Below are 25,352 nucleotides of genomic sequence, written 5' to 3'. Positions count from 1 at the left end.
ATTTTGAAAGGGACGCCTTTTGCGTTCCTTTTTTTAATCGGTACCTGTCACCAATTACCAGAGGTTTCCATTTAGTGCCTGTCACCACTCCCATTTGGTGCCTGTCACCACTCCCATTTGGTGCCTGTCACCACTCCCATTTGGTGCCTGTCACCACTCCCAACTGGCAATGTCCGCGGAACTCGATTCAGTGTCCGCGAAAGGACCATTCAATGTCCGCAAACCCGATTTCAATGTCCGACTAAAGAGACTTTTCCCCCGAACTAGCCAGAGCCTAAGTCTCAAAGACCTTTCTTGAACAGATCACTTTCGCTTAATTCTACTTTCGACTTAAAAAAGACCCCCATAAATCAACTTTCCCATGCGAATAATACTACGTAGAACACCAACCAAATCAACGGTATCGTGCATTCTACTCAACTTTAAACCTGAAACAGAACAGTTCTTTTCCTCGCTTTTTTCTATGGTACTATTAAAGAAATGAGTATAGGAAAGAACGGAGGGGTAGTAGTGCGATTCTCTTTGTTTTCGAAAAACGACAATCACGAGCTGCACCTCGTGATGCGTGCAAAGGCAGGGGATGAGGAGGCGCTGCACGACCTTCTCATTGCCCACACCCCTTACATTAAAAAAACAGCTTCCTTTATATGCAAGCGAGCAATAGACGAACACGATGAAGAATACAGCATCGCGTATCAAGCCTTCCATGAAGCCGTCGAAAACTACAATCCGGAGTCATCTGCCAAGCTTACAACATTTGCGCATTTGATTATTAAACGCCGGATTATTGACCATATCCGAAAAGAACAACGCCATACGCAGCACCTGACGGGAGAAGCGGCGGATGTTGAAATGGCCGATATAGCGGTTAGTACATTTGCAGACTATCAGTTGCGCATGCAACGAAAAGAAGAAATTAGTGCGTATCAACTCGCGCTGTTCCCATTTCATCTTACATTTGATGAACTGACAAAACTGGCGCCAAAACATGAAGATTCCCGGAAGACCATTATAGAAGTTGCTCACATTATTGCCGACACTCCGCAATTCGTCGAACATCTAGAAGCGAAACACACATTGCCACTGAAACAAATCGAAGACCTTGTAGACATCTCACGAAAAACACTTGAACGTCACCGAAAATACTTGATTGCCCTCGTCATTTTACTGACAGGAGATTATCCCGCTCTAAAAACAATGGTGAAAGGAGGAAGAAGAGAATGAAACACTACGGAATCGTGATGGAAATCAATAAAGACTACTGCATCTTTTTGTCCGATGAAGGCGACTTCATGAAAGGCATTCCAGATCAAGAAGTTGATATTGGTGAATACGCGTATTTCACAGAATACAAACTTTCCTACTTCCGAGCAAACTCGACCTTCCTTGCACCAGTGTTAGCGGTAGCAGCCACAGTGTTCCTGATCTTTGGCGCGACCTTAACGGATATGCCCGAAGCATATGCCTTCGTAGACCTTGAAAATGGAGAGCGTATCGAAATCGGCATAGATGATGAAGGGACGGTTGTTTATGTGGAAGGCTATGATCAACCGGACGCCTTGAAAAATCGCAAACTTGAAGAAGTGCTTGTAGAACTTGCTGAGACATTAGAAGGTACAGAGTTTTCAGCGGATGCGACACGTGATCAACTGATTCGTACAAAACTAGCCGATGCGATTGAACAAGCTGAATTTGCAGTACAACAAGCCAATCAATCAGAACCCGTAGAGCAAGAGGTAGAAGCGCCAATTGAAGAAGCAGTTGAAGTGGAAGAACCTGCATCTGAAGAAACCTCAGAAGCGCCGGGGCAAGCTGGAACGGCACCAGGCAAATCTGGACAGACTCCAGCAAACGGCCAGGAGCCACCAGGTAAGTCAGGAGAAGCCCCTGGTAAATCAGGTGACAATCCTGGGAAGTCTAACGAAGCCCCTGGGAAATCGAGTGATAATCCAGGCAAGTCTGAAGACACGCCCGGAAAGTCCGAAAGTGCACCCGGTAAATCAGAAGATGCCCCTGGAAAGTCCGAGAAAGCTCCGGGACAGTCTAAAGGGAATTCGGGTGAAAACGGAAAATCCAACTCCAACGGAAATTCTGAGAATAATGGAAACTCGAACTCTAACGGAAACTCGAATTCCAATGGAAACGGTAAAGGCAATGACAATGGGAACAACTAAACTATCGAGATCTGCACTCTAAAGGTGTGGGTCTTTTTTATATGGTGCCTGTCACCATTTACCAGCAGTTCCCATTTGGTGCCTGTCACCAATCTTTTGTCACCATTCAATGTTTTTGAGTGATACTGCTCTTAAATTCAATCGACAAGAGGAGGTAGTGAGTTCCTGGGGTGACGTTCTATTAATCTAAATGGAATCGAGTTGCACCTCCTAGAAATCCCGCAAGAAGCCATCGCATCCCATGAAGCAAAGAGCGCTTCACGGGCTCCGCTGTCATCTTGCACAATTTCTGAACAGTCGGCTCCACATCTAATTACAGTGGAGGCGAGAAGTGCAAGCTTCTCGTATGCCAAGAGGAGGCTCCGCTATGCTCCCCCTGGAACTCACTGCCGTAACGCCAGAGATTGACTACTAAAAGTAGCGGCGTTCTCCACATCTAAATGGAATCGAGCTACGCCTCCTAGAAATCCCGCAAAATGCCATCGCGGCCCATGAAGCAAAGAGCGCTTCACGGTCCACGCTGTCATTCCGCACAATTTCTGAACAGTCGGCTCCACATCTAAAAATACATTTGACTTTATAATTATGCAGTCGTATACTAAAAAATAACTTGTTTTGGAATCGGAGTTGAAACCACTATGAAAATCGGCATAATTGGTGCTACAGGGTATGGCGGACTAGAACTCATCCGGATTCTGACAAACCACCCGAACGTCCACGAAATCCACGTGTTTTCCTCATCAGAAGAAAATATACACATTTCGCATAAATATACGCATTTAATGAATATAATCGAACAACCTTTGCAGGCCATCTCGATAGATACCCTCGCAAAGCTAGATGTTGTCTTTACAGGCACCCCAGCAGGCGTCGCATCGACCATTCTCCCAGATCTGCTCGGGAAGGGGCCAAAACTGATTGACCTCTCCGGTGATTTCCGGATCCAAGACCCCACAACTTACGAAACGTGGTATCAAAAACCGGCAGCTCCCCAACAGGCGGTTCAAAAAGCGGTCTATGGTTTACCAGAATGGAACCGGCAACAGATCCAAACAGCCGAGCTCATCGCAAACCCGGGGTGTTATCCGACGGCAACACTACTCAGCTTGCTTCCGCTTATTAAAGAAGGCCTGATCGACCCGGCACATCTTTATACAGATGCAAAAAGTGGCGTTTCTGGTGCAGGAAACAAACCATCGCAACTCACGCATTATAGTGAGCTGAACGAGAATTTCTCAATCTACAAAATCAATAGCCACCAACATATCCCAGAAATCGAGCAGACTCTCACCGCGCTGACGGGTAAAACACCGACGCTCTCGTTCAATACACACCTCGTCCCGATGACGCGTGGCATCATGGCAACGAGTTATGCACCGCTAACGTCAGGTACAACAAACGAACAAATTCAAGAAGCCTTGAAAACTGCCTACGACAAGGAATCGTTCGTCCGTGTGCTAGCTGACAAACCCGTATTCAGCACGAAACAAGTGTACGGTTCGAACTTCTGTGACATCCAAGTCACCATCGACCCTCGGACCAACCGGGCAACCATCGTCGGGGTGATCGATAACTTGATGAAAGGTGCGGCCGGACAAGCCGTTCAAAATATGAATCTCATGTGCGGACTCGATGAAAAGGCGGGGCTGACCCTCGTCCCTCTCATGATCTAGCGAAAAGGAGCGACTCTTATGGAATTGACTATCACACAAACACTCAAAAAAATCGAACGAAAATCACTCGTCTCACCGAAAGGTTTCACCGCGACCGGCATACACTGTGGCATCAAGCATAAGAAAAAGGACCTCGCCGTCGTCATCAGCGAAGTACCGGCTTCAGTAGCAGGCGTCTTCACAACAAACGCGATTCAAGCAGCTCCACTGAAAGTCACAAAAGATGTTGTTTACAACACAAAAAAGATGCAAGCCATCTTCGTCAATTCCGGAAACGCCAATGCATGTACAGGAAAACAAGGGTATCTCGACGCGCTCGCCATGCAGCAACTCGCATCTGACCAGTTCAACATAGCACCAGAACTGATTGGTGTCGCGTCAACTGGCGTAATCGGCGAGCCACTTCCGATGGCACCGATCATCCATGGTACGGCAAAACTTCAACCAAACGATGAGTTGACGGGCGCACTCGATTTCGCACAAGCCATCATGACAACCGATACGGTAATGAAAAACACATCGTACGCAACGACGATTGATGGGAAAGAAATCGTCATCGCAGGCGTCGCAAAAGGATCTGGCATGATTGAGCCGAACATGGCGACCATGCTTGGCTTCATAACGACAGACGCGAACATCGACTCCGAGCACTTGCAAGCTGCTCTTTCGCAAGTGACAGAAAAAACGTTCAACTCGATTACGGTAGACGGGGACACATCAACAAACGACATGGTGCTCGTCCTTGCCAACGGACTTGCGGAAAACAATGCACTCACACCGGATCATCCGGAATGGGGCACATTCGTATCGGCGCTCGAAATGGTCTCTCAAGACCTTGCAAAACTGATTGCAAAAGACGGGGAAGGCGCGACGAAGTTAATCGAAGTGAATGTTACAGGTGCCGTTTCCGATGAACAAGCACGTAAAATCGCAAAAACAGTTGTCGGTTCGCCACTCGTGAAAACTGCAGTTTTCGGATGCGACGCGAACTGGGGGCGCATCATTGCAGCGGTCGGTTATAGCGGAATGGAGATCAATCCAGAAACGATTACTATCAAACTGGGGGATATTTTAGTCGTGGAAGACAGCGAACCAGTGAAATTTTCCGAAGACCAAGCAATGAACTATTTGAAGCAACACGAGATTTCAATTTCAGTGGACCTTCACCACGGACCAGGCGAAGGCCGCGCATGGGGGTGTGACTTGACGTATGACTATGTCCAAATCAACGCAAGCTATCGTTCCTAATTGCCACGTCATCAAAATCGGAGGCAGCACGCTCGCGAACCTTTCCGAAGCCTTTATTAAAAGTTTGAAACGTCGAGTAGCTGCAGGGCAGAACATCATCGTCGTTCACGGCGGGGGTCCCAACATCAATGAAGCACTTGCGCATCAAGGCGTTGTATCGGAAACAATCGACGGCATCCGTGTCACGACACCTGAGATGATTGCGACGATCCGCAATATTCTGATCGGGGAAGTAAACTCGGGACTCGTCGGAAAGATCAATGCTTCGGGTATTTCAGCAGCTGGTCTTAGTGGGTTTGATGGTGTGTTTACAAGTGATTATTTAGAGCAGGAAATATACGGGGAAGTAGGCGTGGTAACAGACGTCAACGCGTTAAAATTCAAACTCTTTCTAAAAGGCGGCATTATTCCAGTCGTCGCATGCATCGGAACTTCCGCAACAGGAGATCCGCTCAATATCAACGCGGATACACTAGCGGCGGGTATCGCATCCGGTGTCCAGGCAGAATCCCTGCTATTGGTGACCGATACACCGGGCATCAAAAAAGACGGAGTCACCGTGTCTGCTGCGAGTGAGCAGGATATTCGGAAGTGGGTCGCGAATGGTATTATTTACGGAGGGATGATACCGAAAGTACAGGCCGCGCTCGACTGCCTCGAAGCAGGAGTCAAGGCGGTCCAAATCACCGATGATACACTTGTCGGCACGACTGTCCAGGCGACCAACCCACTGATTACTCGACTCACCAAGGAGGTTCACACGAATGCCTGAATCACTTACAAAAAGCCGCTTGTTCCAAAACTATGCACGCCGCCCGATTGAACTCGTCAAAGGGCAGGGGACGAAAGTTTGGGATGCAGATGGTAAGGAATATCTCGATTTCATCGCTGGAATCGCAGTGCTCGCTCTGGGCCATGCCAATCCGCAGGTCAATGCGACACTAAAAGAGCAATCCGAAAAACTATGGCACGTCTCGAATTTATTTGAAAGCAGTGGACAGGAACGACTCGCTGCCTTGTTGACGTCTGGCACTCATTTTGACCACGCCTTTTTCTGCAACAGTGGAGCGGAAGCGAACGAAGCCGCCATCAAACTCGCACGCCGTCACACCGGAAAGCATCATATCGTGACATTCACAAATTCTTTCCACGGCCGCACATTCGGCGCCATGTCTGCAACGGGCCAAGACAAAGTCCAAAATGGCTTTGGTCCACTCGTATCAAAATTCACGCATGTCCCGTTCAATGATGCGGAAGCCTTACGTGGTGCTGTTAATGAAGAAACTGCAGCAATCATGTTAGAAATCGTACAAGGGGAAGGAGGCGTCAACCCGACAACTCCGGAATTCGCAGCGACGATCCAAGAGCTGTGCGACACGCATGGCATCTTACTGATTGTTGACGAGGTCCAAACAGGAATCGGCCGCACAGGCACACGCTATGCATACGAGCAAACGGTGTTGAAACCTGACATTATCTCACTTGCCAAAGGTCTCGGCGGAGGCTTCCCGATTGGTGGCATACTAGGAACTGCTGAAGTCGGTGTTTCACTTTCGCCAGGCTCGCACGGCACAACTTACGGCGGGAACGCACTTGGTGTTGCGGTCTCCCAAACCGTCGTTTCCACTGTATTTGAACCCGCTTTCTTGAAAGAAGTGGCTGAAAAAGCGGCCTACTTAAAAGACAAGCTTTCTGCGAAATACGAAGTCCGTGGTATGGGTCTCCTCATGGGACTCGTCGTCGAAGACAGCGCAGCGTTCGCAGCCGACATGCAAGCAAAAGGCCTACTTGTCGTCCCAGCTGGCGCGACCGTCATCCGCTTGCTGCCACCACTCAACGTCTCGTACGAAGAACTCGAACAAGCAGCCGCTATCTTGCTCGGCTAATCAGCTCTCCTATGGATTAAGGCGCTCTGTGAATCGCTATCCACTATACTCTCTTGACTCTTCCCCCTCGGAAGAGTTTTTTGATGCTTTTTTCTTGGTTCCTTTTTTGGTGCCTGTCACCATTTTCCAGTAGATTCCATTTGGTGCCTGTCACCTTTTGGGAACGACTTCCAAAAGGTGACAGGCACCAAATGGGCTTTGCTTCCAAAAAAAATCATTCGCCACCCGAATCTTTCGAGTCACATCACTTGAACTCTCCTTGCCACTTCAGTACGCTAAACAAAACAACATCACGAAGGAGAGACAAACATGACAGCACTTTGGCAACAACCTCTGACTTTACCGAATGGAGCAACACTAAAAAATCGTATTATGATGGCCCCGATGACCACGTATTCATCGGAAACGAACGGTGACGTCTCGGACCAAGAAATCGCCTACTACGCACGCCGCGCAGCTAGCGGAATTGGTGCCGTGATCACAGCCTGTGCTTATGTTCAACCTCAAGGAGCAGGATTTATTTACTCAATCGGTGTAGAATCTGACGATCGCCTGCCGAGCCTAAAGCGACTAGCAGCTGCTATAAAAGACAACGGCAGTACTGCGATTCTTCAAATCTTCCACGCCGGCCGTCAATCAAACGGTCGCGTATTAAATGGAGGAACTCCAGTATCAGCGAGTGCCGTTGCCTACCCTCGGGAAGGTGCAGAAACACCGCGCGCGCTGACTTCAGACGAAGTAGAAGAAACAATCCGCGCATTTGGGGCAGCGACACGTCGTGCAATCGAAGCTGGATTCGACGGAGTCGAGATCCACGGCGCCAACACATACTTGATTCACCAGTTTTTCTCGCCACACTCAAACCGCCGAGACGACAAATGGGGGCAAGACCGTAGTGCATTCCCACTGGCTGTCACGCAGGAAGTAAAACGAGTTGTAAACGAACGGGCTCCAGAAAACTTCATTGTTGGGTACCGCTTCTCTCCGGAAGAGAATACAGACCCGGGCTTTACAATAGAAGAAAAGCTGAATTTGATTGATCAGCTTGCTGACCAAAACCTTGATTATCTACACATTTCTCTCGGTCAATTCTTTGACACTTCCTACACAAACGAAGAAGGCACCTCACGAATTGCGCGTTTTGCGGAAATGATTAACGGGCGCACGCCTCTTGTAGGTGTTGGTTCACTGAATACGAAGCAACAAATTGACCAGGCCGCTGCTTCTGGCTATGCAGAACTTTTCGCAATTGGACGTCCGATTGTCACAGATCCCGAGTGGTATCCGAAACTTGTCGAAGGAAAAGAAGAGTTGCTACTAACAGAAATCGACCCGACCAACCAAGATGCGCTCGACATTCCCGATCAACTTTGGGAAAAAATCTTGAACGTCACTGGTTGGTTCCCGGTGAAACAAACATCCTCTAAATAACAGCATTTTAGGAGCGAGCCCAGTATTTATTTGGTGCCTGTCACCATTTGGAAGTAGTACCCATTTGGTGCCTGTCACCTCCGGAATCTTTATCCTACCAATGCCAAAAAGAACAATTTACCCTATAAAACTATTACAAAACATTAAATACTACCAAATACTCTCTTATTCTGTAATACTAGTGTAATATTTGTTAAAGCCATGACCAATTACTCATCAAACTATCGGTAAATTGAAAGTTTATTGCAACATGGCTGTTATTCTCCTGACACATCTAGGTGGTACGATTGTACTCGTTAGTGAAAAGGAGGAAATTCATACTATGAAAAAACAAATCGTTGCACTAACCGCTTTCGCCGGCTTACTATTTGGAGCTGCGACATCTGCATCAGCATCAGAAGACACATACACAATCAAAAGCGGAGACACACTGTGGTCTATTTCTCAAAAATACAATGTAACAGTACAGGACTTAAAGAGCTGGAACGGACTTTCGTCTGACCTCATCTTCCCGAATCAAAAACTTTCAGTGGAAGGCGCAGCGGCAGCACCATCTGCACCCGCTCAGCCAACAAAAACAGAATCTTCATCGTATACAGTGAAGTCAGGTGACACACTTTATCGCATCGCTGTAAACCATGGCGTTTCTGTAGCAGATTTGAAAGGGTGGAATGGTCTATCATCTGACCTGATCTTCCCGAATCAAAAACTTGCTGTTCAAGGTGGAAGCTACACAACACCTGCTAGTAACCCGACACCACCTGCACAGACTTCACCAGAAGCTGTGAAAACTTTCCAAGTGGAAGCAACGGCATACACAGCATATTGCACAGGATGCTCTGGAATTACAGCAACAGGAATCAACTTGCGTGCAAATCCGCATCTTAAAGTAATTGCAGTGGATCCACGTGTCATCCCACTAGGCTCACGTGTTTGGGTAGAAGGATATGGAGAAGCGATTGCTGGGGATACTGGCGGCGCTATCAAAGGAAACAAGATTGATGTATTCATCCCGAACCAACAACAAGCTTTAAACTGGGGCCGTAAAACAGTTACTATCAAAATCTTAAAGTAAACAAATAAATCCCGTAGGCTCACCAGGAGCTTACGGGATTTTTAAGTGCGTTTAAGTGTTGAAGATCTTGCTAGAAAGTTCTTTTCTTTTTAAGTACCTGTCCCAAACACTATTCTGACATTCATGACTATTCACCAACTATGCATCTGGAAGCCGCATTACTGCGTTATATTTTTGATAAATATAAATTGTGTTGGAATTGTTTGGGTACCAGGTACCTTTTGGGAACCACTTCCAGTCTCGGCCATCTCACTATTTTATTAGACAAATCTTTAGCGAATGTCCGCTAACCTAGATTCAATGTCCGCCAATAGGTAGTTCAGTGTCCGCCAATCGGGGATTCAATGTCCGACCAAATCGGCGATGTCCGCTAACCTAGATTCAATGTCCGCCAATAGGTAGTTCAGTGTCCGCCAATCGGGATTCAGTGTCCGACCAAATCGGCAATGTCCGCTAACCCAGATTCAATGTCCGACCAAATCGGCGTTCTCCACATCTAAAATCAACGCCAATTCGCCGTCATCGCCCACACCGCGACAGCTGGCTTCTCACCAGGGTTGAAAAACCGGTGCGGCAGCTCACTATCAAAGAAAATCGCATCGCCTTCGGTTAATGTATACCGATCCGGACCCACTTCCACAATCAATGTACCTTCTAGTATGTAGCCACACTCCTCACCCTTATGTTGAATCACTTGATCTTCGACTTCTTCGCCGGGATCGACCACCAATTTAAAGAAACCGATATCTTTTCCGATGCTTGGAGACAACAGGTGATACTCGCTGTTCGGACGGATTCGCTTCACGACCAATTCGTCGTCGCGGCGATACACATTGACACGTTCGCCATCCGTTTGATCGAAAAAGGCGAAAATCTGCACGTTTAAACTGTTCGCAAGATTCCACAAAGTTTCAAGGGAAGGGGATACGAGACCTCGCTCAATTTGCGACACCATGCTCTGGCTAACACCAGCGCGTTTCGCAAGTTCTTCTGATGTAATTCCTACTTCTCTGCGCAACATACGAATGCGACGACCAATTTCGACCTTCGGAAATTCCAATTACTTCACCTCTCGAATTAAACGTTGTACACCTATTGTCTTATAAAGTCGAAAAATATACAATATTCAAATTTAATAAATAGTTACAAATATAAGAGTATCTCTAATATTTATTTCAATCTCTTACAACAAACCAATTTTCATAGAACTAAACATAAATTCGTTCTTTGTAACGAAACTGTAATATAACTGTAACTATAAAAACGTACTGTATCTGCTAATATTGAGCTTGTAGTTTAAACGTATATAAAATTCAAACAAATCGTAATTAACACATGGGGGACTTAAAATTTTGAAAAAAACAATTGTAACAATTGCCGCCGCGTCATTTTTGATGTTCTCACCTCTTGTCACGGAAAACATTGCAGAAGCAAGTACAACTATTGTCTACACAAATCAAGTTTCACCATTACAAGGTACATATAAAGTTAGTACTCAAGCGCCACTACGACGCAGTGCAACAACTGGTGCTGCAGTTATCGTAAATGCTCCAGTAGGCGCTACACTAACAGCAACAGATCAAATCACACTTAATAATGTTCATTGGACAAAAGTTCGTTTCAACGGGCATCATTCCTGGACACAAACTTCTAATTTATCAAAAGTAGAAGTTGCTCAAACATCTAATTCGACAGCGCTTCAAAATCATGTGGCAAAATATAAATTCAATACAACTTCACCGATTCGTAGAGGAGCAACAACATCATATGCCTCAGTCGCAACGGTAGCTTCAGGAACTGTAGTTACTTCTGAATACAAAATCACTATCAACGGAGTTGAATGGAAGCGCGTTATTGCCAATGGTCGTAGCGGATGGATAGAAGCAAGTAAGTTGTCCACATATACAGCACCCGCAGCTCAAACTAGCGTTTCAAATAAAATGACTGCCATGTCTGGTACATTCAAGACACTGCATAATACAAACCTTCGTCGTGGAGCTACAACTGCTTATGCGGTTGTTACCAAAGTACCTGCAGGAGCGACAGTAACTGCGACAGATCAGATTACTATTAACGGTGAAACATGGTACCGTGTAAAATATGGTTCTCATCACGCGTGGCTTCTAAGTTCATTGGTAAGCCAGGTTACAACACAACAAGCTTCAGCGCCTGCTGCAAACGGTTCAAAAATTGTTGATGTTGGATTATCTCTATTAGGTACTCCATATCGTTTTGGTGGAACAACTACTGCGGGGTTTGATTGCAGTGGATTCACTCAATACGTATATAAGCAAGCTGGTAAATCAATCACACGTTCTACAGGCACACAATATGCAGAGTCTACACCAACTACAAATCCACAACCAGGTGATTTAGTTTTCTTTGCAAATACCTATAAAGCTGGAATCTCTCACGTTGGAATTTATATTGGAAACAATAAAATGGTACATTCTGGCGGAAGAAAAGCGGAAATAATTGATTTGAAATCAAATCCTTATTGGAGTAAACATATCCACAGTTACCGCTCAATTAAATAATTTTAAAGGCTTCAGTTAGATAGTAATTCTAACTGGGCTTTTTTTATGTTGTGAATAAAGCCCATATAAGAGTATTATTAATAGTAATATCGTTTATCAGATATAAGTCAGGAGGTACCAGTATGAGAAAAATTTTAATATTTTCATTAATTGTTATCATCTCTGGAGTTGCTCTATATATATTTTCTCCTGACTCGGAAGAAGTCCAACCGGTACAATTTGAGTTGAAAAGAAATTCGGAGATTAGTTATAGCAAACTACTTGTGTCTATAGAAGCAAGCACTTGGTTAAACGAGGTTGCGACTGGTGATACTGAGGAAAGTCCTTCCGTAAATGAATCTCCTACAAATAACGATGTTGGCCAAGTTGTAATTTTAGACAGTCAAGGTATGAATAGCGACTCTTTTAGTGGATCTACTCAAAAGCAAAAGCCAAACTTCTCGGGCGAAAAAACTGAATTAGAACCTAAGCCAACTGCGCCAAATACTGTAATAGAAACAAAACCGAAACCAAATGTTAGCAAAGTGCCTCCGGTAAAAAATGCTACTACATCAATTGATGTTTCATTAATTGAAAAGGCAAAGAGGAGTACATTTACACTATATACTGATAAACAGCAAGGTAGTGGAACATTAATAAATAATATAGGGTTTGTTATTACGAATGCTCACGTTGTGGCTGAAAGTCTCTATATCACTGTAAAAGACTCTCAAGGAGTGCAATATGATGGAGTGTTAGTTGGAAAGTCCGTGTCTGAAGATTTAGCGCTTATTTTTGTTAAAGAACTAGTTGGGAGAGAGCCGTTAGGACTTTTGAATACAGAGGTTGAAAAAGGAGAAGAGATATTCACAGTTGGTTCACCTAGTGGCAAGGAGAATACTATTACAATAGGAAGAGTTACGCAAACTGGAATTAATATTGTAACTAACTACACTTATAATCGTCTTTATGAAATAGATGCTGAGCTAGGCTTGGGCTCAAGCGGAGGTCCCTTGATTTCAGTTAAGAACAAAAAAATAATTGGTATAAATTCAATGGTTGCGATTGAGTCGAAGAAAATAGGTTTTAGTATTCCTTCTAGCACCTTACTGCCAATCGTGAACAACTGGATTTCTGAGTACGAGGCAACTCAAAATGAGAAGAGTAAAGAGGAATTAAGAGTAAATTTAATTACTACATTTGTTGAAGAACTATTGTGGGAATTAGAAAACTATTTAACTACAGAAGATTATAGTGGGATAGAGAGTTTAATTGGTAAGGATAACGAATTCTATAACCAGTTGATTTCAGAAATTAATACGCAAACAAGAATTGTGAGAAATGAAGGTCATGACCAAACGCTCACAAAAGTTGATTCAATTTCATACAAAACTCAACGTGAAATTGTGGGAACATTCGTTAATGAAAACAATGAAACTATAACAACTTCGTATAAGATAGAGCTAAAATTTCAATTTAAAGAAGATAGTTTAGTAATTCCGGTAGAGGGTAATTTCTCAAAAATTATCAGATAGAATTTGTAATTTATGTTGTATCACTATAAAATAGTAAAGTTGAGCCTAATGTAGTTTGAATTCGTAACTAAAGTGTAACAGTCGATATTCTTCAACTGTAGTATACTTGCATAGACAAAAGATTGTAGTGGTGAAATTATGATAACAAATCTATGGCTGCTTTCTGCAGTGACCATAGCATCTGCATTACTACTTACACCAATAGTAATAAAGATAGCTTTTAAATTCGGGTTCATCGATCAGCCGGAAGCTAGAAAAGTCCATTCAAAACCGATGCCACGAATAGGTGGTCTAGCTGTATTTGTTGCAGTCGGAATTGGCTTCTTGTTGTCAGATATCGTAGATGCTAAAGTGACAGGGATTCTAGTTGGGGCAGTTATTATACTTATAACGGGTTTGATAGATGATCGCTATCAAATTAAGGCGTTATATAAACTTGGCGGTCAGATGCTGGCTGTTGTAGCCGTAATTGGTAGTGGTCTCAGTATTGAGATACTTAGTGTGCCGGGTGTAGGGAAATTTGAGCTTGGTATCTTTGGTGTTGCCTTCACATTTATATGGATGATTGGTATTATCAATGCCATTAATCTAATCGATGGCTTAGACGGTTTGGCAACAGGTGTCTCAATTATCATTTTTGCTACGTTTGCCTATATGGCATTCGCGGCAGGGACAGAGCTTATTTTAACGTTTTCTATTCTGTTGATGAGTGCAGGCTTAGGGTTTTTAGTTTACAACTTTAATCCAGCTAAGATATTTTTAGGAGACACAGGATCCATGTTTTTTGGTTATGGGATCGCTGTGTTGTCAGTCCTAGGACTATACAAAAGTGTTGCCCTCTTTAGTTTGATTGTTCCTATACTTATTTTGGGCGTTCCAGTCTTTGATACATTGTTTGCAATCATTCGACGGAGAGTTAAAGGCACCCCTGTATATTTGCCAGACAAAGCACACTTGCATCACCGTCTTTTGCAGACGGGGCTTTCACATAAGCGGAGTGTTTTGAGTATTTATGGCATTAGTATTTTATTTGGATTACTGGCTATTAGTTTTGAAACAATTCAAATTCGATGGTGGATTATCGCCTTGATTGCCATGCTGTTATTCTTACAGATTCTTGCAGAGCGTTTAAAGCTTATCGAAACTGAATTTAGACCTTTTATATTAATTGGCCGATATGTTATCGGTTTTAATAGGAAAACTGGTGGGAAAGATAGTAGGAGGAATAGTGACGTGATTAATTATGCAATCGTTGGCATGGGATTTATTGCTGACAAACACATTCAAGCAATTGAAGAAACACCAAATGCAAAACTTATCGCAATCTGCGATACAAATGAAGGCCGTTTACAAGAGGCGCCACTAGGGGTTGCAACATTTACAGATTTGCAGACAATGTTAGATGAAATGCCAGAAATTCATGCTGTGAATATCTGTGTTCCTTCAGGGTTGCACGCAAAACTGGCTTTGCAAGTTATCAACAATAAACGCCATGTTGTGCTTGAAAAACCAATGGCTCTTACTTCAGAGGATGCAAAAGCGATCATGGACGCTACTTCACAAGCAGGCGTAAAATTGACTGTTGTCCATCCAAACCGCTACCGTCCAGCGATCAAAGAATTAAAAAAGGTACTAGAACATCCAGAGGCCGGACGTGTGAGCCATGCTAACGTAACAGTACGTTGGAATCGTAATCAAGAGTACTATGATCAAGCCCCTTGGAGAGGCACAAAAGCATTTGATGGCGGCGTTTTAATGAATCAAGCTATTCATAGCCTTGATTTGTTGCTTTGGATGATGGGGCCAGTGAAAGCAGTACAAGGTATGGTGACAACTCGTTTCCGAAAAATTGAATCGGAAGACGTAGCGACTGCACTAGTTGAGTTTAAGTCTGGTGCTGTTGCGGTAATTGAAGCAGCCACAACAATTTATCCCAAAAATTTAGAAGAGTCCTTAGCAGTTTTCACTGAAAACGGTAGCTTCAAAGTTTCAGGGGCGAACGCACTTTATATTGATACGTGGGATGCATCATTTGTTACGGAAGCTGAACGAGAGGCTCTCAAGCAAAAAATTGAACAAGACCCATGGGGAGAGCGTGGACATGTGGCGATTATTAAATCCATGACTCACGCTATTCAAACAAACACAGAGCCTGAGGTCGTGGGAGTAGATGGGTATAATCCTGTCAAATTAATTGAAGCAATCATTGATTCATCTGAAAAAGGAACGAAAATCTATTTTTAAGTGGAGTGTAGAAAATGACGAACTATTATCAACAATTGCATGATAAATTAACAAACCATACAGCAGTAATTGGAGTGGTGGGACTCGGATATGTAGGATTACCCCTCTCTGTTGAAAAAGCAAAAGCTGGATACACGGTAATTGGATTTGACGTACAACAAAGTAAAGTCGAATTAGTAAATAAAGGCGTAAATTATATCGGAGATGTAGTAGATGAAGATTTAAAAGTAATCGTGGCTTCTGGAAAATTCAAAGCATCAGCTGATTTCTCAGAACTTGCGAATGTAGATGCAGTAGCAATCTGTGTTCCTACCCCTTTAGATATTTATCAACAACCTGATACTTCTTATGTAGAAAGTTCAGCACGAGAAATTGCAAACTATGCGAAAAAAGGGACGTTAGTTGTTCTTGAATCAACTACATATCCTGGTACGACTGAAGAAATCATTTGCAAAGAGTTAGAAAGCAAAGGGTTCGTAGTTGGAGAAGACATTTTTGTAGCTTATTCACCAGAACGTATCGATCCAGGTAATAAAAGCTTCAACACGAAGAACACACCGAAAGTAGTAGGTGGAATCACTGAAAAATGTACGGAAGTAGCAGCACTACTATATAGCTCTGTATTAGAGGGAGAAGTTCATAAAGTTTCAAGCCCTGCAGTAGCAGAGATGGAGAAGATTTTTGAAAACACATTCCGCCACATCAACATTGCATTAGCAAATGAAATGGCTGTTTTGTGTGAAAAAATGGGAATCGATGTATGGGAAGTAATTGATGCAGCGAAAACTAAGCCTTATGGATTCATGGCATTCTACCCTGGCCCAGGTTTAGGTGGACACTGTATTCCGATTGACCCATTCTATTTAACATGGAAAGCACGCGAATACAACTACCATACACGTCTAATTGAGCTTGCTGGTGAAATCAATAATGCGATGCCAGACTACGTAATTACTCGTGCGATGCAAATTTTGAACGAAGATGGAGTCGCTCTTCGTGGCGCAAATGTTGTTCTATTAGGGATTGCATATAAGAAAGACATTGATGATATGCGAGAATCTCCATCCTTAAAATTAGTGGAACTTTTAAAACATCACGGCGCTTCTATTACATCAGTAGATCCACATGTTTCTGCATTCAAAGTGAACAAAGAACAGTTTGAGACGGAACCATTAACAGAAGAAATTCTTGATAATGCGGATTTAGTGATTTTAGCTACAGACCATAGCGATTTTGATTATGAATTGATTGCACAACGTGCGAAAGTTATCTTCGATACGCGCAATGCATTTAAAGGAATCGACAAGCCAAATCGTTACATCAAGTTGTAGGAGGTCAAAGTGCAATGAACTTCATTCATGATAGTGCAAAAATCGGTGAAAATACTACAGTAGGTCACTTCTCTGTAGTAGAAAAAAATGTAGTTATCGGCAACAACGTCACAATCGGTAATCGTGTTTCAATTTTAGCAGGTACGATTATACATGATGGCGTTACGATTGACGACGGAGCGGTTGTAGGGAAACATCCAAAAGTAGCTAAAACAAGTACGATGAAACTGTCAGGATCCCTACCTGCACTAGAAATCGGTAATGAGACTGCTATTGGAGCAAACGTAGTGCTCTATCAAGGTGCTACGCTAGGTAAGCAGTGTTTAGTAGCAGATTTAGCGACGATTCGTGAGAATGTAGAGATTGGTGACTTAGTCATTATTGGACGCAATGTTACTGTAGAGAACCACGTTAAAATTGGGGAGCGATCAAAAATTCAATCCAACTCTTACTTGACTGCTTATACAACACTTGAAGATCGAGTATTCATTGCACCATGTGTCACTACAACAAACGACAACTATATGGGACGCACAGAAGAGCGATTCGATAAAATAAAGGGAGCAACCATAAAACGTGGAGCACGCGTTGGTGGAGCCTCAATTATTCTTCCAGGTATCACAATAGCAGAAGAAACGTTTGTTGCTGCGGGAGCTTTGGTAACAAAAGATACTGAAGCATCAAAGCTGATCAAAGGAATTCCTGCCAAAATTGTGAAAGATGTACCAGAGAACGAGTTGCTTTCTAATCAATAAAAGAGGAGATATCTGATGAAGATTATTACAGTGATTGGAGCAAGACCACAATTTATTAAAGCTGCACCCGTGTCACGTAAAATTCGTGAGACAGTGGAGGAAAAAATCATTCACACCGGTCAACACTACGACACGAACATGTCTGATATTTTCTTTGAAGAATTGAATATTCCAAAACCCGATTATCGATTAACGGTCTCTAGCCCGAACCACGGAGCGATGACTGGTGACATGTTAAAAGAAATCGAACAAATTCTCTTAGAAGAAAAACCGGATTATGTATTAGTCTATGGTGATACGAACTCAACACTGGCTGGTGCGTTAGCCGCGTCTAAATTGCATATTCCGCTTATTCACATTGAAGCTGGCTTACGTAGTTTCAATAAGAAGATGCCAGAAGAAATCAACCGTGTTCTAACTGACCACGTTTCTGAACTTTTGATTTGTCCAACAGATACGGCGGTCAACAACCTAGAAAAAGAATCTGTAACCCGAAATGTATATAATCTTGGAGATGTCATGTATGATGCAGTGCTTTACAATCAAGAGATAGCAAATGAAAAATCTACAATTCTTGCAGATTTACAGTTAACAAAAAAAGACTACTATTTGATCACGATTCACCGTGCTGAAAATACGGATGATCTTTCTCGTATGGAGTCTATCTTAGAAGCTTTCAAACAAATTGAAGGAACAAAAGTGTGGCCGATTCACCCACGTACGAAACAACGATTGATGAATTATGGAGTCGACTTCTCTTCAATTCCAGGACTTCGAGTTGTTGATCCAGTAGGCTATTTAGATATGCTTGCCTTAGAGACATCCGCGAAAAAAATCATTACAGATTCTGGTGGAGTACAAAAAGAAGCTTATTTTGCACACGTTCCATGTATCACAGTTCGTGATGAGACAGAATGGGTGGAAACTCTTGTAGAAGATGCAAATCAATTAACAGGTGTTGACACAGACAAAATTGTAGCTGCAGTGAAGAAAGATGTTGCGCCTTCGTATAAACCACTGTTTGGTGACGGAGACATGGCTGGCAAGCTGAAAGATTTGATTGAATCTCACAGTCTGAAGAACTAATTTCATCTTACTTGACCTCACTCGACCTAGATTGTAGGTCGAGTGAAGTTGTTTTACGAATATTTTTAAATCGGAGGTCCCAATGAGCAGTTTTTTAGTTTATTATCCTTTCCAATTAGCGACAAACCCTCAAAGTGGTTCTCAATTACGACCACTTGAAATGTTACAAGCTTTTGAACGATACGCACAGTCTGCAAATAAAAAAATGCTCATAATTTCTGGGACTTCTAGCGAGAGAATGGCCCAGTGGGAAAAAGTAGTGAAAGAGGATGGCTTGGAGGACATTGAGTTTTGTTATTCAGAAAATCAGACTATTCCCCTTTGGTTGACAGACCCCTCTCATATTCCGACGAAACCTTTTATCGACAAAAGCGTCTTTAAAGAGTTGAAGCGTAGAAATATTCCAATTGGTGTTTTTTACAGAGATGTCTATTGGAAGTTTGATGATCTCTACCCGGTAAAGGGTCTTAAGAAAGTAGCTTTACAGACAATCTATCGTTTAGAAGAAAAGTTTTATCAGAAGTATGTTTCCACAGTTTTTCTTCCAAGCCAAGCAATGTCTCGCTATGTCAGTATTGCTAAGAATCATGTTCCATTGCCTCCTGGTGGGAGACGAGTCGAATTGCCGGAAAGAAAAACGCAGATTTCCCACCCACAAGGCATCTATGTGGGAGGAATAAACAGTGAGGACTATGGTGTTGAAACTCTATTAGAAGCAGTCAAAGAACTAAAGCAAGAAGGTACGCAGTTCGAGTTGCACATCGCTTGTCGTGAAGACGAGTTTGAAAGAGCAAAAGCAAAAAGGCCAGATGTCTTTCACGAGAATTACGCGACATTTTATCATAAAAACGCATCTGAGCTAGAGCAAGTCTATGCTGAGATGGACATGGCATTTATCCCTAGAAAGAAAACAGTCTACAATGATTTTTCAGTACCTGTAAAACTTGTTGAGTATTTATCTAGTGGAATTCCAGTTGTAGCTAGTGACTGTGATGCACAAAGAGAAATTATTGAACAAGGTGGCTATGGTGTCATAGTACAAGATGACAAAGAAGGAATGAAGCAAGGAATTCGAGAGATGATCCAATCTTCTGCGGCCATTAAACTGAAAATCCAGAGTGACTTTTTACAAAACCACTCGTGGGATGCGCGCGTACACAAGGTAGTCACTACCTTAGTAGGAGGCAATTCATGAAAGTAGCATTATTTGGACCAAGTAAATCAATACACACACATAAATGGGCAGTCTATTTTAAGAACCAAGGACATGAAGTGAAGGTCATTACGTTTGCCAATCACTTTTCGAAAGAGAATGCACAGGAGGTTGACACGATAACCTTGCCAGAAACAAAAGGTGGAAAGCTAGGTTATTTATTGACTGTATCAGCCCTTAGACGCATACTGCAGTCTTGGAAACCCGATATTTTCCATGCACACTTCATCTCTAGCTATGGGTTCGTAGGTGCCCTGACAGGGTACAAACCATTTTTTGTATCTGTTTGGGGGAAAGATATTTTCGATTTCCCCAAATCATCAGGTATCAACCGGAAAATTATTGAATTTACGTTAGCACGTGCGAATGTTGTGATGTCGACTAGTCACATCATGGCAAAAGAAACAAATCTTTATACGAACAAGAAAATATGGGTCACACCATTTGGAGTCGACACGACAAAATTTAGGCCCGCATTGATGCAACAAGAAAAATCTGAACAGTTACGAGTGGGCACAGTTAAAGCTCTTAGCGATAAGTACGGCATAGCAGACCTTGTAAAAGGATTTGCCAGTTTACACACTCGTTTTCCAGAGAGTGAATTGGTGATTGCTGGAGACGGACCACAGAGAAAAGAATATGAAGAATTAGCAAGCTCTTTAGGAATTGCAGATGCTGTTACATTCATGGGGAAAATACCACATGATCAAGTGCCACTGACAATTCAAAGTATGGACATCTTTGCAGTCCCGTCCACTGAAAATAGTGAAAGTTTTGGCGTGGCAGCTGTTGAAGCGATGGCTTGCGGTGTCCCGGTTGTAGTCTCTAATGTAGGGGGATTGCCAGAAGTAGTTGTAGCAGGTGAGACGGGAATTGTAATTGACAAAGAAAGTCCAGACCAACTTGCAGAGGCTTTAATACGTCTCGCCACTTCATCCGAATTGAGAGGAACCATGAGTCGCCAAGGTGTGGAACATGTAGCAAAGCACTACGATTGGATCAAAAATGCAAACTACATGGAAAGTCTCTATATAGAGTATATGAGAGGAGAGTTAAAATGATTAAAAAAGCAGTCATCCCTGCGGCAGGGTTTGGAACACGCTTTTTACCGGCTACTAAAGCTGTGCCGAAAGAGATGTTACCGATTGTTGATAAACCAAACCTCCAATACATTATAGAAGAAGCAATTAATTCAGGTATCGAAGACATTATTATTGTTACTGGCCGTAACAAAAAAGCTATGGAAGATCACTTTGACCGTTCAGTTGAATTAGAGCTTTTATTAGAAAAAACTAATAAACATGAACTATTAAATACTGTAGAACAAATCTCAAACCTTGTAGATATTCATTATGTGCGCCAAAAAGAACCACTTGGTTTGGGGCATGCAATATTATGTACGAAAAAATTCATTGGGAACGAACCATTTGCGGTATTATTGCCGGACGACATCATTGATAATGAAGAACCTGCACTAAAACAAATGGTAAATCATTATAATGATGTTCAATCATCAATTTTAGGTGTCAAAGAAGTTCCTCATAATGATGTAGACAAATATGGAATCGTAGAAATTGAAAAAAGTTCCACTTCTTTATATCCAATTAAGGGTGTTGTAGAAAAACCGGCAGTTGATGTAGCTCCTTCAAACTTAGCAATTGTTGGACGTTATATTTTAACACCTGAGATTTTTGACAAACTAGAGAATGTTAAGCCGGATGCTAAAGGTGAGATTCAATTGACAGATGCGATTGAATCCCTACGATTCGATCAATCAATCTATGCTTGTGCTTTGGAAGGCACCCGGTATGACGTTGGAGATAAATTTGGGTTCTTACAAGCTACGTTTGACTTTGCAATGAAACGTGAAGAATTGCGCGAGCCACTGAAAAAATATTTGAAAGAAAAGTTGGAAGAATAGAATGTCAAAACCTCTAAAAATCATCTATCTGTGTCAGCACTTTCCTCCTGAAACAGGAGCTCCACAGATTCGGGTGTATGAAGTTAGTAAAGAGTTGTTGAATCAAGGGCATGAAATTCAAGTAGTGACGGCATTCCCGCATCACCCCCATGGGATTATTCCGGATGAATACAAAGGAATGAAGTATCACTTTGAAAAATTAGATGGAATTCCGGTTCATCGCACATGGATTTATCCATCACAAAAGGGTGTATTTTGGAAACGACTAATCTCGTATTTCTCATTTACATTTAGCTCGTTTTACGGACTACTAAAAGCGGGTAAAGTAGATTACATTATTGTGAATTCCCCGCCAATTTTCTTGGGGATCACGGGCTGGTTAGCAGCTAAGTTAACTGGTGCCAAGTTTATCTTCAATGTTGCAGATGTTTGGCCAGAGTCAGCCGTGAAATTGGGCTTAATCAAAAATAAGTTTGCAATCAAATTAACTGAAAAACTTGAGTCGTTTTTATATAACAGTTCATGGAAAGTTGCGGCAGCAACCGATGGAATTCAAGAGTATGTCATTCAGCATTCACAACCAGCCGAGAAAGTATTTGTATTACCAAATGGTGTGAACACAGATTTCTTTTCTTATCAATCAAAGAATAAGACAAAGCCATTTACCTTCGTGTATGCAGGTAACTTAGGATATGCACAAGGTATTGATGTGGTAATCCGAGCTTTTGCTCTAGTCAAGAAAATGCATCCTGAAGCACGATTTGTGATTGCGGGTGCTGGACCTGAAGAACAGAAGTTGAAAGAAGAAGTGAATCGACTTGACGTACAAGATGTCACATTTTTAGGCCACTTGCCTCTCAGTGAAATGCCTGCTTTGTTCCACGAATCGCATGTAAGTATCGTCCCATTGCGAAATTTGGCACTTTTTGAAGGAGCGCGCCCCTCTAAGATTTTTCCTGCCTTAGCTACAGGAACTCCTGTATTATATTGTGGGAAAGGTGAAAGCGCAGAAATTTTGACGCGTAATCATTGTGGTCTAGTTGCAGAACCGGAAAATGAGCAGTCAATAGCAGAACAAATGACTCGTGCCATTGAAATGAACGAAGAAGAATTTGAGCAGCTTTCGCGAAATGGAAGAAATTTAGTCGAAAGAGAATTTAGCTGGAAGACGATTGTTGACAGTTTACTTACTAATTTGAAAAACAAGTAAGGGAGGGGAGGATATCATGCAGCCTACTCGATTAAATAGAAAAAAGAAACGGCCTTGGAAACGAGTTTTATTATTAGTCGTAGTCATGTTATTTGCTGGTGCTACCAGCTATGCTTCTTACCTTGTTTATCAAACTAAAAATGTCACGTCGGAAATCTACCAACCGTTAGAGCGGGATACTGAAGAGACTCTAGATGATAAGTTAAATAAAATTCAAACCGATAATGAACCATTTTCAATTTTAATTGCTGGGATTGACGATGAAGATGGCGGAAAGTATGGTCGATCTGACGTGGTCTTAGTTGCAACTGTCAATCCTGAAAAAGAAACTATCACTATGGTTAGTATTCCACGAGATTCGTATGTATACATTCCAGAACTAGATTACTATGATAAAATTAACCACGCGTATGCCAATGGGGGAATACGTTATACTATTGAAACTGTGGAAGAACTATTTGAAATTCCTATAGATTATTATGTAACTACTAATTTTCAAGGCTTCCAAGATATAGTAGACAGTCTTGGGGGAATTGAGATAGACGTTCCTTTTACTTTTAAAACTCAATTAAGTGGAAGTTTAAAAGGCTTTACTTTTGAGGAAGGGGAAATGTCTGTCAATGGTAACGAGGCGCTCGCCTATGTGCGGATGCGTAAATCTGATCCTCGCGGAGATTTAGGAAGAAACGAAAGACAACAAGAAGTTATTAAAGAAATTCTGAATGAGGCTACTAAAATTTCAAGTATTCCTAAGTTTGATAATATCCTGCAAGATATAAAAGGTGCTGTTCGGACAAACATTCCTTCTAACCAATATTTACAGTTCATGAAAGTGTATAGAGAATTAGGTACAGTCGAAATCAACCAAATTGCATTAGAGGGGTATGATAATACCCAAGCAGGAATCTATTATTATGGATTAACGGATGAATCCGTAAATCAAGTGCAGCAAACTTTGAAGAGAGAACTTAACATTTCTCCATATGCTTCGAACTCAAATGACATTAACACATCAAGTGAATAACTTGGAGATACCTAAGCAATTTAGGTGTCTTTTTTTAATTTTTTTCATAATATTTTAATCTTTATTACATTTGTCGGATTGTTTCGAAAGGAATTTGTCTATTAGAATAGAGGTATATAGAAGGAGGGCTTATGAGAAAAGTACTTATTTTATGTTTCACATTGTTATTTTTGGCCACGGTGATGGGGATTCCCCAGAATAGTTTACCGGTCCAGGCAAACACGATAGACTATTCACAGTACATAAATTCGAACCAAAAGACTATCAATTCTACAGTGAATTTGCGCCGTGGTGCTACTGTAAATTATGCAGTAGTAACTAAAATTCCTGCTAGTTCAACTGTAACTATAGTAAATGTGTTTGAAAATGCTTCAAAAGAAGTCTGGCTTTCAATAAAGTTCGGCTCATCCAGTGGATGGGTTCGATCTGATATGTTAGTTCTGTCACAGCTATTAGACTCGAAACGAGCGGAAGCAAGCGGAAATGTGCACTCAGGTGCAACGACAAATTATTCAGTAGTAGGTACGATTCAGAGTGGTAAATCTTACACTATACATAGCACCTTCATTAATTCCTCTAATGAAACATGGTTTAGAGTGGAATATTCTACAGGAAAATTCGGTTGGGTAGAGAACAAAGTATTCGAAAAACCATCCTTACTAAAAAAGGCAGAGCAAACGGGAACTATTCATTCAGGCGCGACAAGCAGTTACCGAGTAGTAGGAAACGTATCTGTTGGAACGACCTATTCAATCGTGCAGACATTTACAAACGCCGCGAGCCAAGTTTGGCACAGGATTGAGTATTCCCCTGGAAAATTCGGTTGGGTAGAGAACAAAGTATTCGAAAAACCATCCTTACTAAAAAAGGCAGAGCAAACGGGAACTATTCATTCAGGCGCGACAAGCAGTTACCGAGTAGTAGGAAACGTATCTGTTGGAACGACCTATTCGATCGTGCAGACATTTACAAACGCCGCGAGCCAAGTTTGGCACAGGATTGAGTATTCCCCTGGAAAATTCGGTTGGGT

At 42.3% G+C, this 25,352-nt stretch carries 21 protein-coding genes and 1 pseudogene; 21 read left to right on the top strand and 1 reads right to left on the bottom strand.

Features of this window, described 5'->3' with window-relative positions; all coding sequences use genetic code 11:
• Positions 1-510 precede the first annotated feature (510 nt).
• From sigI to AB5N96_RS09000, 8 genes are all read left to right on the top strand, one after another.
• Positions 511-1,224 (top strand): RNA polymerase sigma-I factor, encoded by a 714-nt coding sequence (sigI, locus tag AB5N96_RS09035; protein ID WP_499705328.1) that lies wholly within the window; start codon positions 511-513, stop codon positions 1,222-1,224.
• Positions 1,221-2,174, top strand: a complete 954-nt coding sequence (locus AB5N96_RS09030) for an anti-sigma factor domain-containing protein (RefSeq protein ID WP_499705327.1) — start codon at positions 1,221-1,223, stop codon at positions 2,172-2,174. The genes sigI and AB5N96_RS09030 overlap by 4 nt, the downstream gene beginning before the upstream one ends.
• A gap of 638 nt (positions 2,175-2,812) precedes the next feature.
• A complete protein-coding gene (gene argC, locus AB5N96_RS09025) occupies positions 2,813-3,847 on the top strand; it encodes an N-acetyl-gamma-glutamyl-phosphate reductase (RefSeq protein ID WP_499705326.1) in 1,035 nt (344 codons plus the stop codon).
• 18 nt (positions 3,848-3,865) lie between these two features.
• Positions 3,866-5,095, top strand: a complete 1,230-nt coding sequence (argJ, locus tag AB5N96_RS09020; RefSeq protein ID WP_499705325.1) for a bifunctional glutamate N-acetyltransferase/amino-acid acetyltransferase ArgJ — start codon at positions 3,866-3,868, stop codon at positions 5,093-5,095.
• Positions 5,058-5,867, top strand: a complete 810-nt coding sequence (gene argB / locus AB5N96_RS09015; protein WP_499705324.1) for an acetylglutamate kinase — start codon at positions 5,058-5,060, stop codon at positions 5,865-5,867. The genes argJ and argB overlap by 38 nt, the downstream gene beginning before the upstream one ends.
• Positions 5,860-6,981 (top strand): acetylornithine transaminase, encoded by a 1,122-nt coding sequence (gene argD, locus AB5N96_RS09010; RefSeq protein WP_499705323.1) that lies wholly within the window; start codon positions 5,860-5,862, stop codon positions 6,979-6,981. The genes argB and argD overlap by 8 nt, the downstream gene beginning before the upstream one ends.
• Positions 6,982-7,290: 309 nt before the next feature.
• Entirely contained in the window at positions 7,291-8,412 is a 1,122-nt protein-coding gene (locus tag AB5N96_RS09005) for an NADH-dependent flavin oxidoreductase (protein ID WP_499705322.1), read from the top strand.
• 322 nt (positions 8,413-8,734) lie between these two features.
• Positions 8,735-9,487, top strand: a complete 753-nt coding sequence (locus tag AB5N96_RS09000) for a 3D domain-containing protein (RefSeq protein WP_499705321.1) — start codon at positions 8,735-8,737, stop codon at positions 9,485-9,487.
• A gap of 502 nt (positions 9,488-9,989) precedes the next feature.
• Here the strand turns inward: AB5N96_RS09000 and AB5N96_RS08995 are convergent.
• On the bottom strand, positions 9,990-10,547 hold the full coding sequence (locus AB5N96_RS08995; RefSeq protein WP_204589750.1) for a helix-turn-helix domain-containing protein: 558 nt from the start codon (positions 10,545-10,547) through the stop codon (positions 9,990-9,992).
• Between the two features lie 292 nt (positions 10,548-10,839).
• On the opposite strand from AB5N96_RS08995, the gene AB5N96_RS08990 reads away from it, so the two are divergent.
• The 13 genes and pseudogenes from AB5N96_RS08990 to AB5N96_RS08930 all read left to right on the top strand — a co-directional run.
• The gene (locus tag AB5N96_RS08990; RefSeq protein ID WP_499705320.1) at positions 10,840-12,024 is read left to right on the top strand and encodes an NlpC/P60 family protein; all 1,185 of its coding nucleotides are present in this window, start codon (positions 10,840-10,842) and stop codon (positions 12,022-12,024) included.
• A 122-nt stretch (positions 12,025-12,146) separates the two neighbouring features.
• A complete protein-coding gene (locus AB5N96_RS08985) occupies positions 12,147-13,538 on the top strand; it encodes a S1C family serine protease (protein ID WP_499705319.1) in 1,392 nt (463 codons plus the stop codon).
• A 138-nt stretch (positions 13,539-13,676) separates the two neighbouring features.
• Positions 13,677-14,342: pseudogene (locus tag AB5N96_RS08980) on the top strand (glycosyltransferase family 4 protein); the annotation flags it as partial.
• Positions 14,343-14,771: 429 nt separating this feature from the next.
• Positions 14,772-15,782, top strand: a complete 1,011-nt coding sequence (locus tag AB5N96_RS08975; RefSeq protein WP_499705378.1) for a Gfo/Idh/MocA family protein — start codon at positions 14,772-14,774, stop codon at positions 15,780-15,782.
• 14 nt (positions 15,783-15,796) lie between these two features.
• On the top strand, positions 15,797-17,113 hold the full coding sequence (locus AB5N96_RS08970; protein ID WP_499705318.1) for a nucleotide sugar dehydrogenase: 1,317 nt from the start codon (positions 15,797-15,799) through the stop codon (positions 17,111-17,113).
• A gap of 14 nt (positions 17,114-17,127) precedes the next feature.
• Positions 17,128-17,868: an acyltransferase gene (locus AB5N96_RS08965; protein ID WP_499705317.1), complete on the top strand. Its 741-nt coding sequence runs from the start codon at positions 17,128-17,130 to the stop codon at positions 17,866-17,868.
• A 15-nt stretch (positions 17,869-17,883) separates the two neighbouring features.
• Positions 17,884-18,954 (top strand): non-hydrolyzing UDP-N-acetylglucosamine 2-epimerase, encoded by a 1,071-nt coding sequence (gene wecB, locus AB5N96_RS08960; protein ID WP_499705316.1) that lies wholly within the window; start codon positions 17,884-17,886, stop codon positions 18,952-18,954.
• A gap of 82 nt (positions 18,955-19,036) precedes the next feature.
• Positions 19,037-20,149 carry a glycosyltransferase gene (locus AB5N96_RS08955; protein ID WP_499705314.1) on the top strand — a complete coding sequence of 371 codons (1,113 nt, stop codon included), beginning with the start codon at positions 19,037-19,039 and terminating at the stop codon, positions 20,147-20,149.
• Positions 20,146-21,228, top strand: a complete 1,083-nt coding sequence (locus AB5N96_RS08950) for a glycosyltransferase (protein WP_499705313.1) — start codon at positions 20,146-20,148, stop codon at positions 21,226-21,228. Before AB5N96_RS08955 ends, AB5N96_RS08950 begins: the two co-directional genes overlap by 4 nt.
• Positions 21,225-22,088: a UTP--glucose-1-phosphate uridylyltransferase GalU gene (gene galU, locus AB5N96_RS08945; RefSeq protein ID WP_499705311.1), complete on the top strand. Its 864-nt coding sequence runs from the start codon at positions 21,225-21,227 to the stop codon at positions 22,086-22,088. The genes AB5N96_RS08950 and galU overlap by 4 nt, the downstream gene beginning before the upstream one ends.
• A gap of 1 nt (position 22,089) precedes the next feature.
• Positions 22,090-23,298 (top strand): glycosyltransferase family 4 protein, encoded by a 1,209-nt coding sequence (locus AB5N96_RS08940; protein ID WP_499705310.1) that lies wholly within the window; start codon positions 22,090-22,092, stop codon positions 23,296-23,298.
• 16 nt (positions 23,299-23,314) lie between these two features.
• The gene (locus AB5N96_RS08935; RefSeq protein ID WP_499705309.1) at positions 23,315-24,322 is read left to right on the top strand and encodes an LCP family protein; all 1,008 of its coding nucleotides are present in this window, start codon (positions 23,315-23,317) and stop codon (positions 24,320-24,322) included.
• A gap of 131 nt (positions 24,323-24,453) precedes the next feature.
• On the top strand, positions 24,454-25,352 hold an 899-nt coding region (locus AB5N96_RS08930; protein WP_499705308.1), incomplete at its 3' end, for an SH3 domain-containing protein.

This window comes from Chryseomicrobium imtechense, assembly GCF_041475995.1.
Classification (GTDB): Bacteria; Bacillota; Bacilli; order Bacillales_A; family Planococcaceae; genus Chryseomicrobium; species Chryseomicrobium aureum.
This window is presented reverse-complemented; position numbering and strand designations above follow the sequence as displayed.

What these genes read in the sequence shown, in the direction of transcription:
- AB5N96_RS09030 (WP_499705327.1), top strand. Translation starts at nt 1,221, where the DNA reads ATGAAACACTACGGAATCGTGATGGAAATCAATAAAGACTACTGCATC.
- argC (WP_499705326.1), top strand. Translation starts at nt 2,813, where the DNA reads ATGAAAATCGGCATAATTGGTGCTACAGGGTATGGCGGACTAGAACTC.
- argJ (WP_499705325.1), top strand. Translation starts at nt 3,866, where the DNA reads ATGGAATTGACTATCACACAAACACTCAAAAAAATCGAACGAAAATCA.
- argB (WP_499705324.1), top strand. Translation starts at nt 5,058, where the DNA reads ATGACTATGTCCAAATCAACGCAAGCTATCGTTCCTAATTGCCACGTC.
- argD (WP_499705323.1), top strand. Translation starts at nt 5,860, where the DNA reads ATGCCTGAATCACTTACAAAAAGCCGCTTGTTCCAAAACTATGCACGC.
- AB5N96_RS09005 (WP_499705322.1), top strand. Translation starts at nt 7,291, where the DNA reads ATGACAGCACTTTGGCAACAACCTCTGACTTTACCGAATGGAGCAACA.
- AB5N96_RS09000 (WP_499705321.1), top strand. Translation starts at nt 8,735, where the DNA reads ATGAAAAAACAAATCGTTGCACTAACCGCTTTCGCCGGCTTACTATTT.
- AB5N96_RS08985 (WP_499705319.1), top strand. Translation starts at nt 12,147, where the DNA reads ATGAGAAAAATTTTAATATTTTCATTAATTGTTATCATCTCTGGAGTT.
- AB5N96_RS08970 (WP_499705318.1), top strand. Translation starts at nt 15,797, where the DNA reads ATGACGAACTATTATCAACAATTGCATGATAAATTAACAAACCATACA.
- AB5N96_RS08965 (WP_499705317.1), top strand. Translation starts at nt 17,128, where the DNA reads ATGAACTTCATTCATGATAGTGCAAAAATCGGTGAAAATACTACAGTA.
- wecB (WP_499705316.1), top strand. Translation starts at nt 17,884, where the DNA reads ATGAAGATTATTACAGTGATTGGAGCAAGACCACAATTTATTAAAGCT.
- AB5N96_RS08955 (WP_499705314.1), top strand. Translation starts at nt 19,037, where the DNA reads ATGAGCAGTTTTTTAGTTTATTATCCTTTCCAATTAGCGACAAACCCT.
- AB5N96_RS08950 (WP_499705313.1), top strand. Translation starts at nt 20,146, where the DNA reads ATGAAAGTAGCATTATTTGGACCAAGTAAATCAATACACACACATAAA.
- galU (WP_499705311.1), top strand. Translation starts at nt 21,225, where the DNA reads ATGATTAAAAAAGCAGTCATCCCTGCGGCAGGGTTTGGAACACGCTTT.
- AB5N96_RS08940 (WP_499705310.1), top strand. Translation starts at nt 22,090, where the DNA reads ATGTCAAAACCTCTAAAAATCATCTATCTGTGTCAGCACTTTCCTCCT.
- AB5N96_RS08935 (WP_499705309.1), top strand. Translation starts at nt 23,315, where the DNA reads ATGCAGCCTACTCGATTAAATAGAAAAAAGAAACGGCCTTGGAAACGA.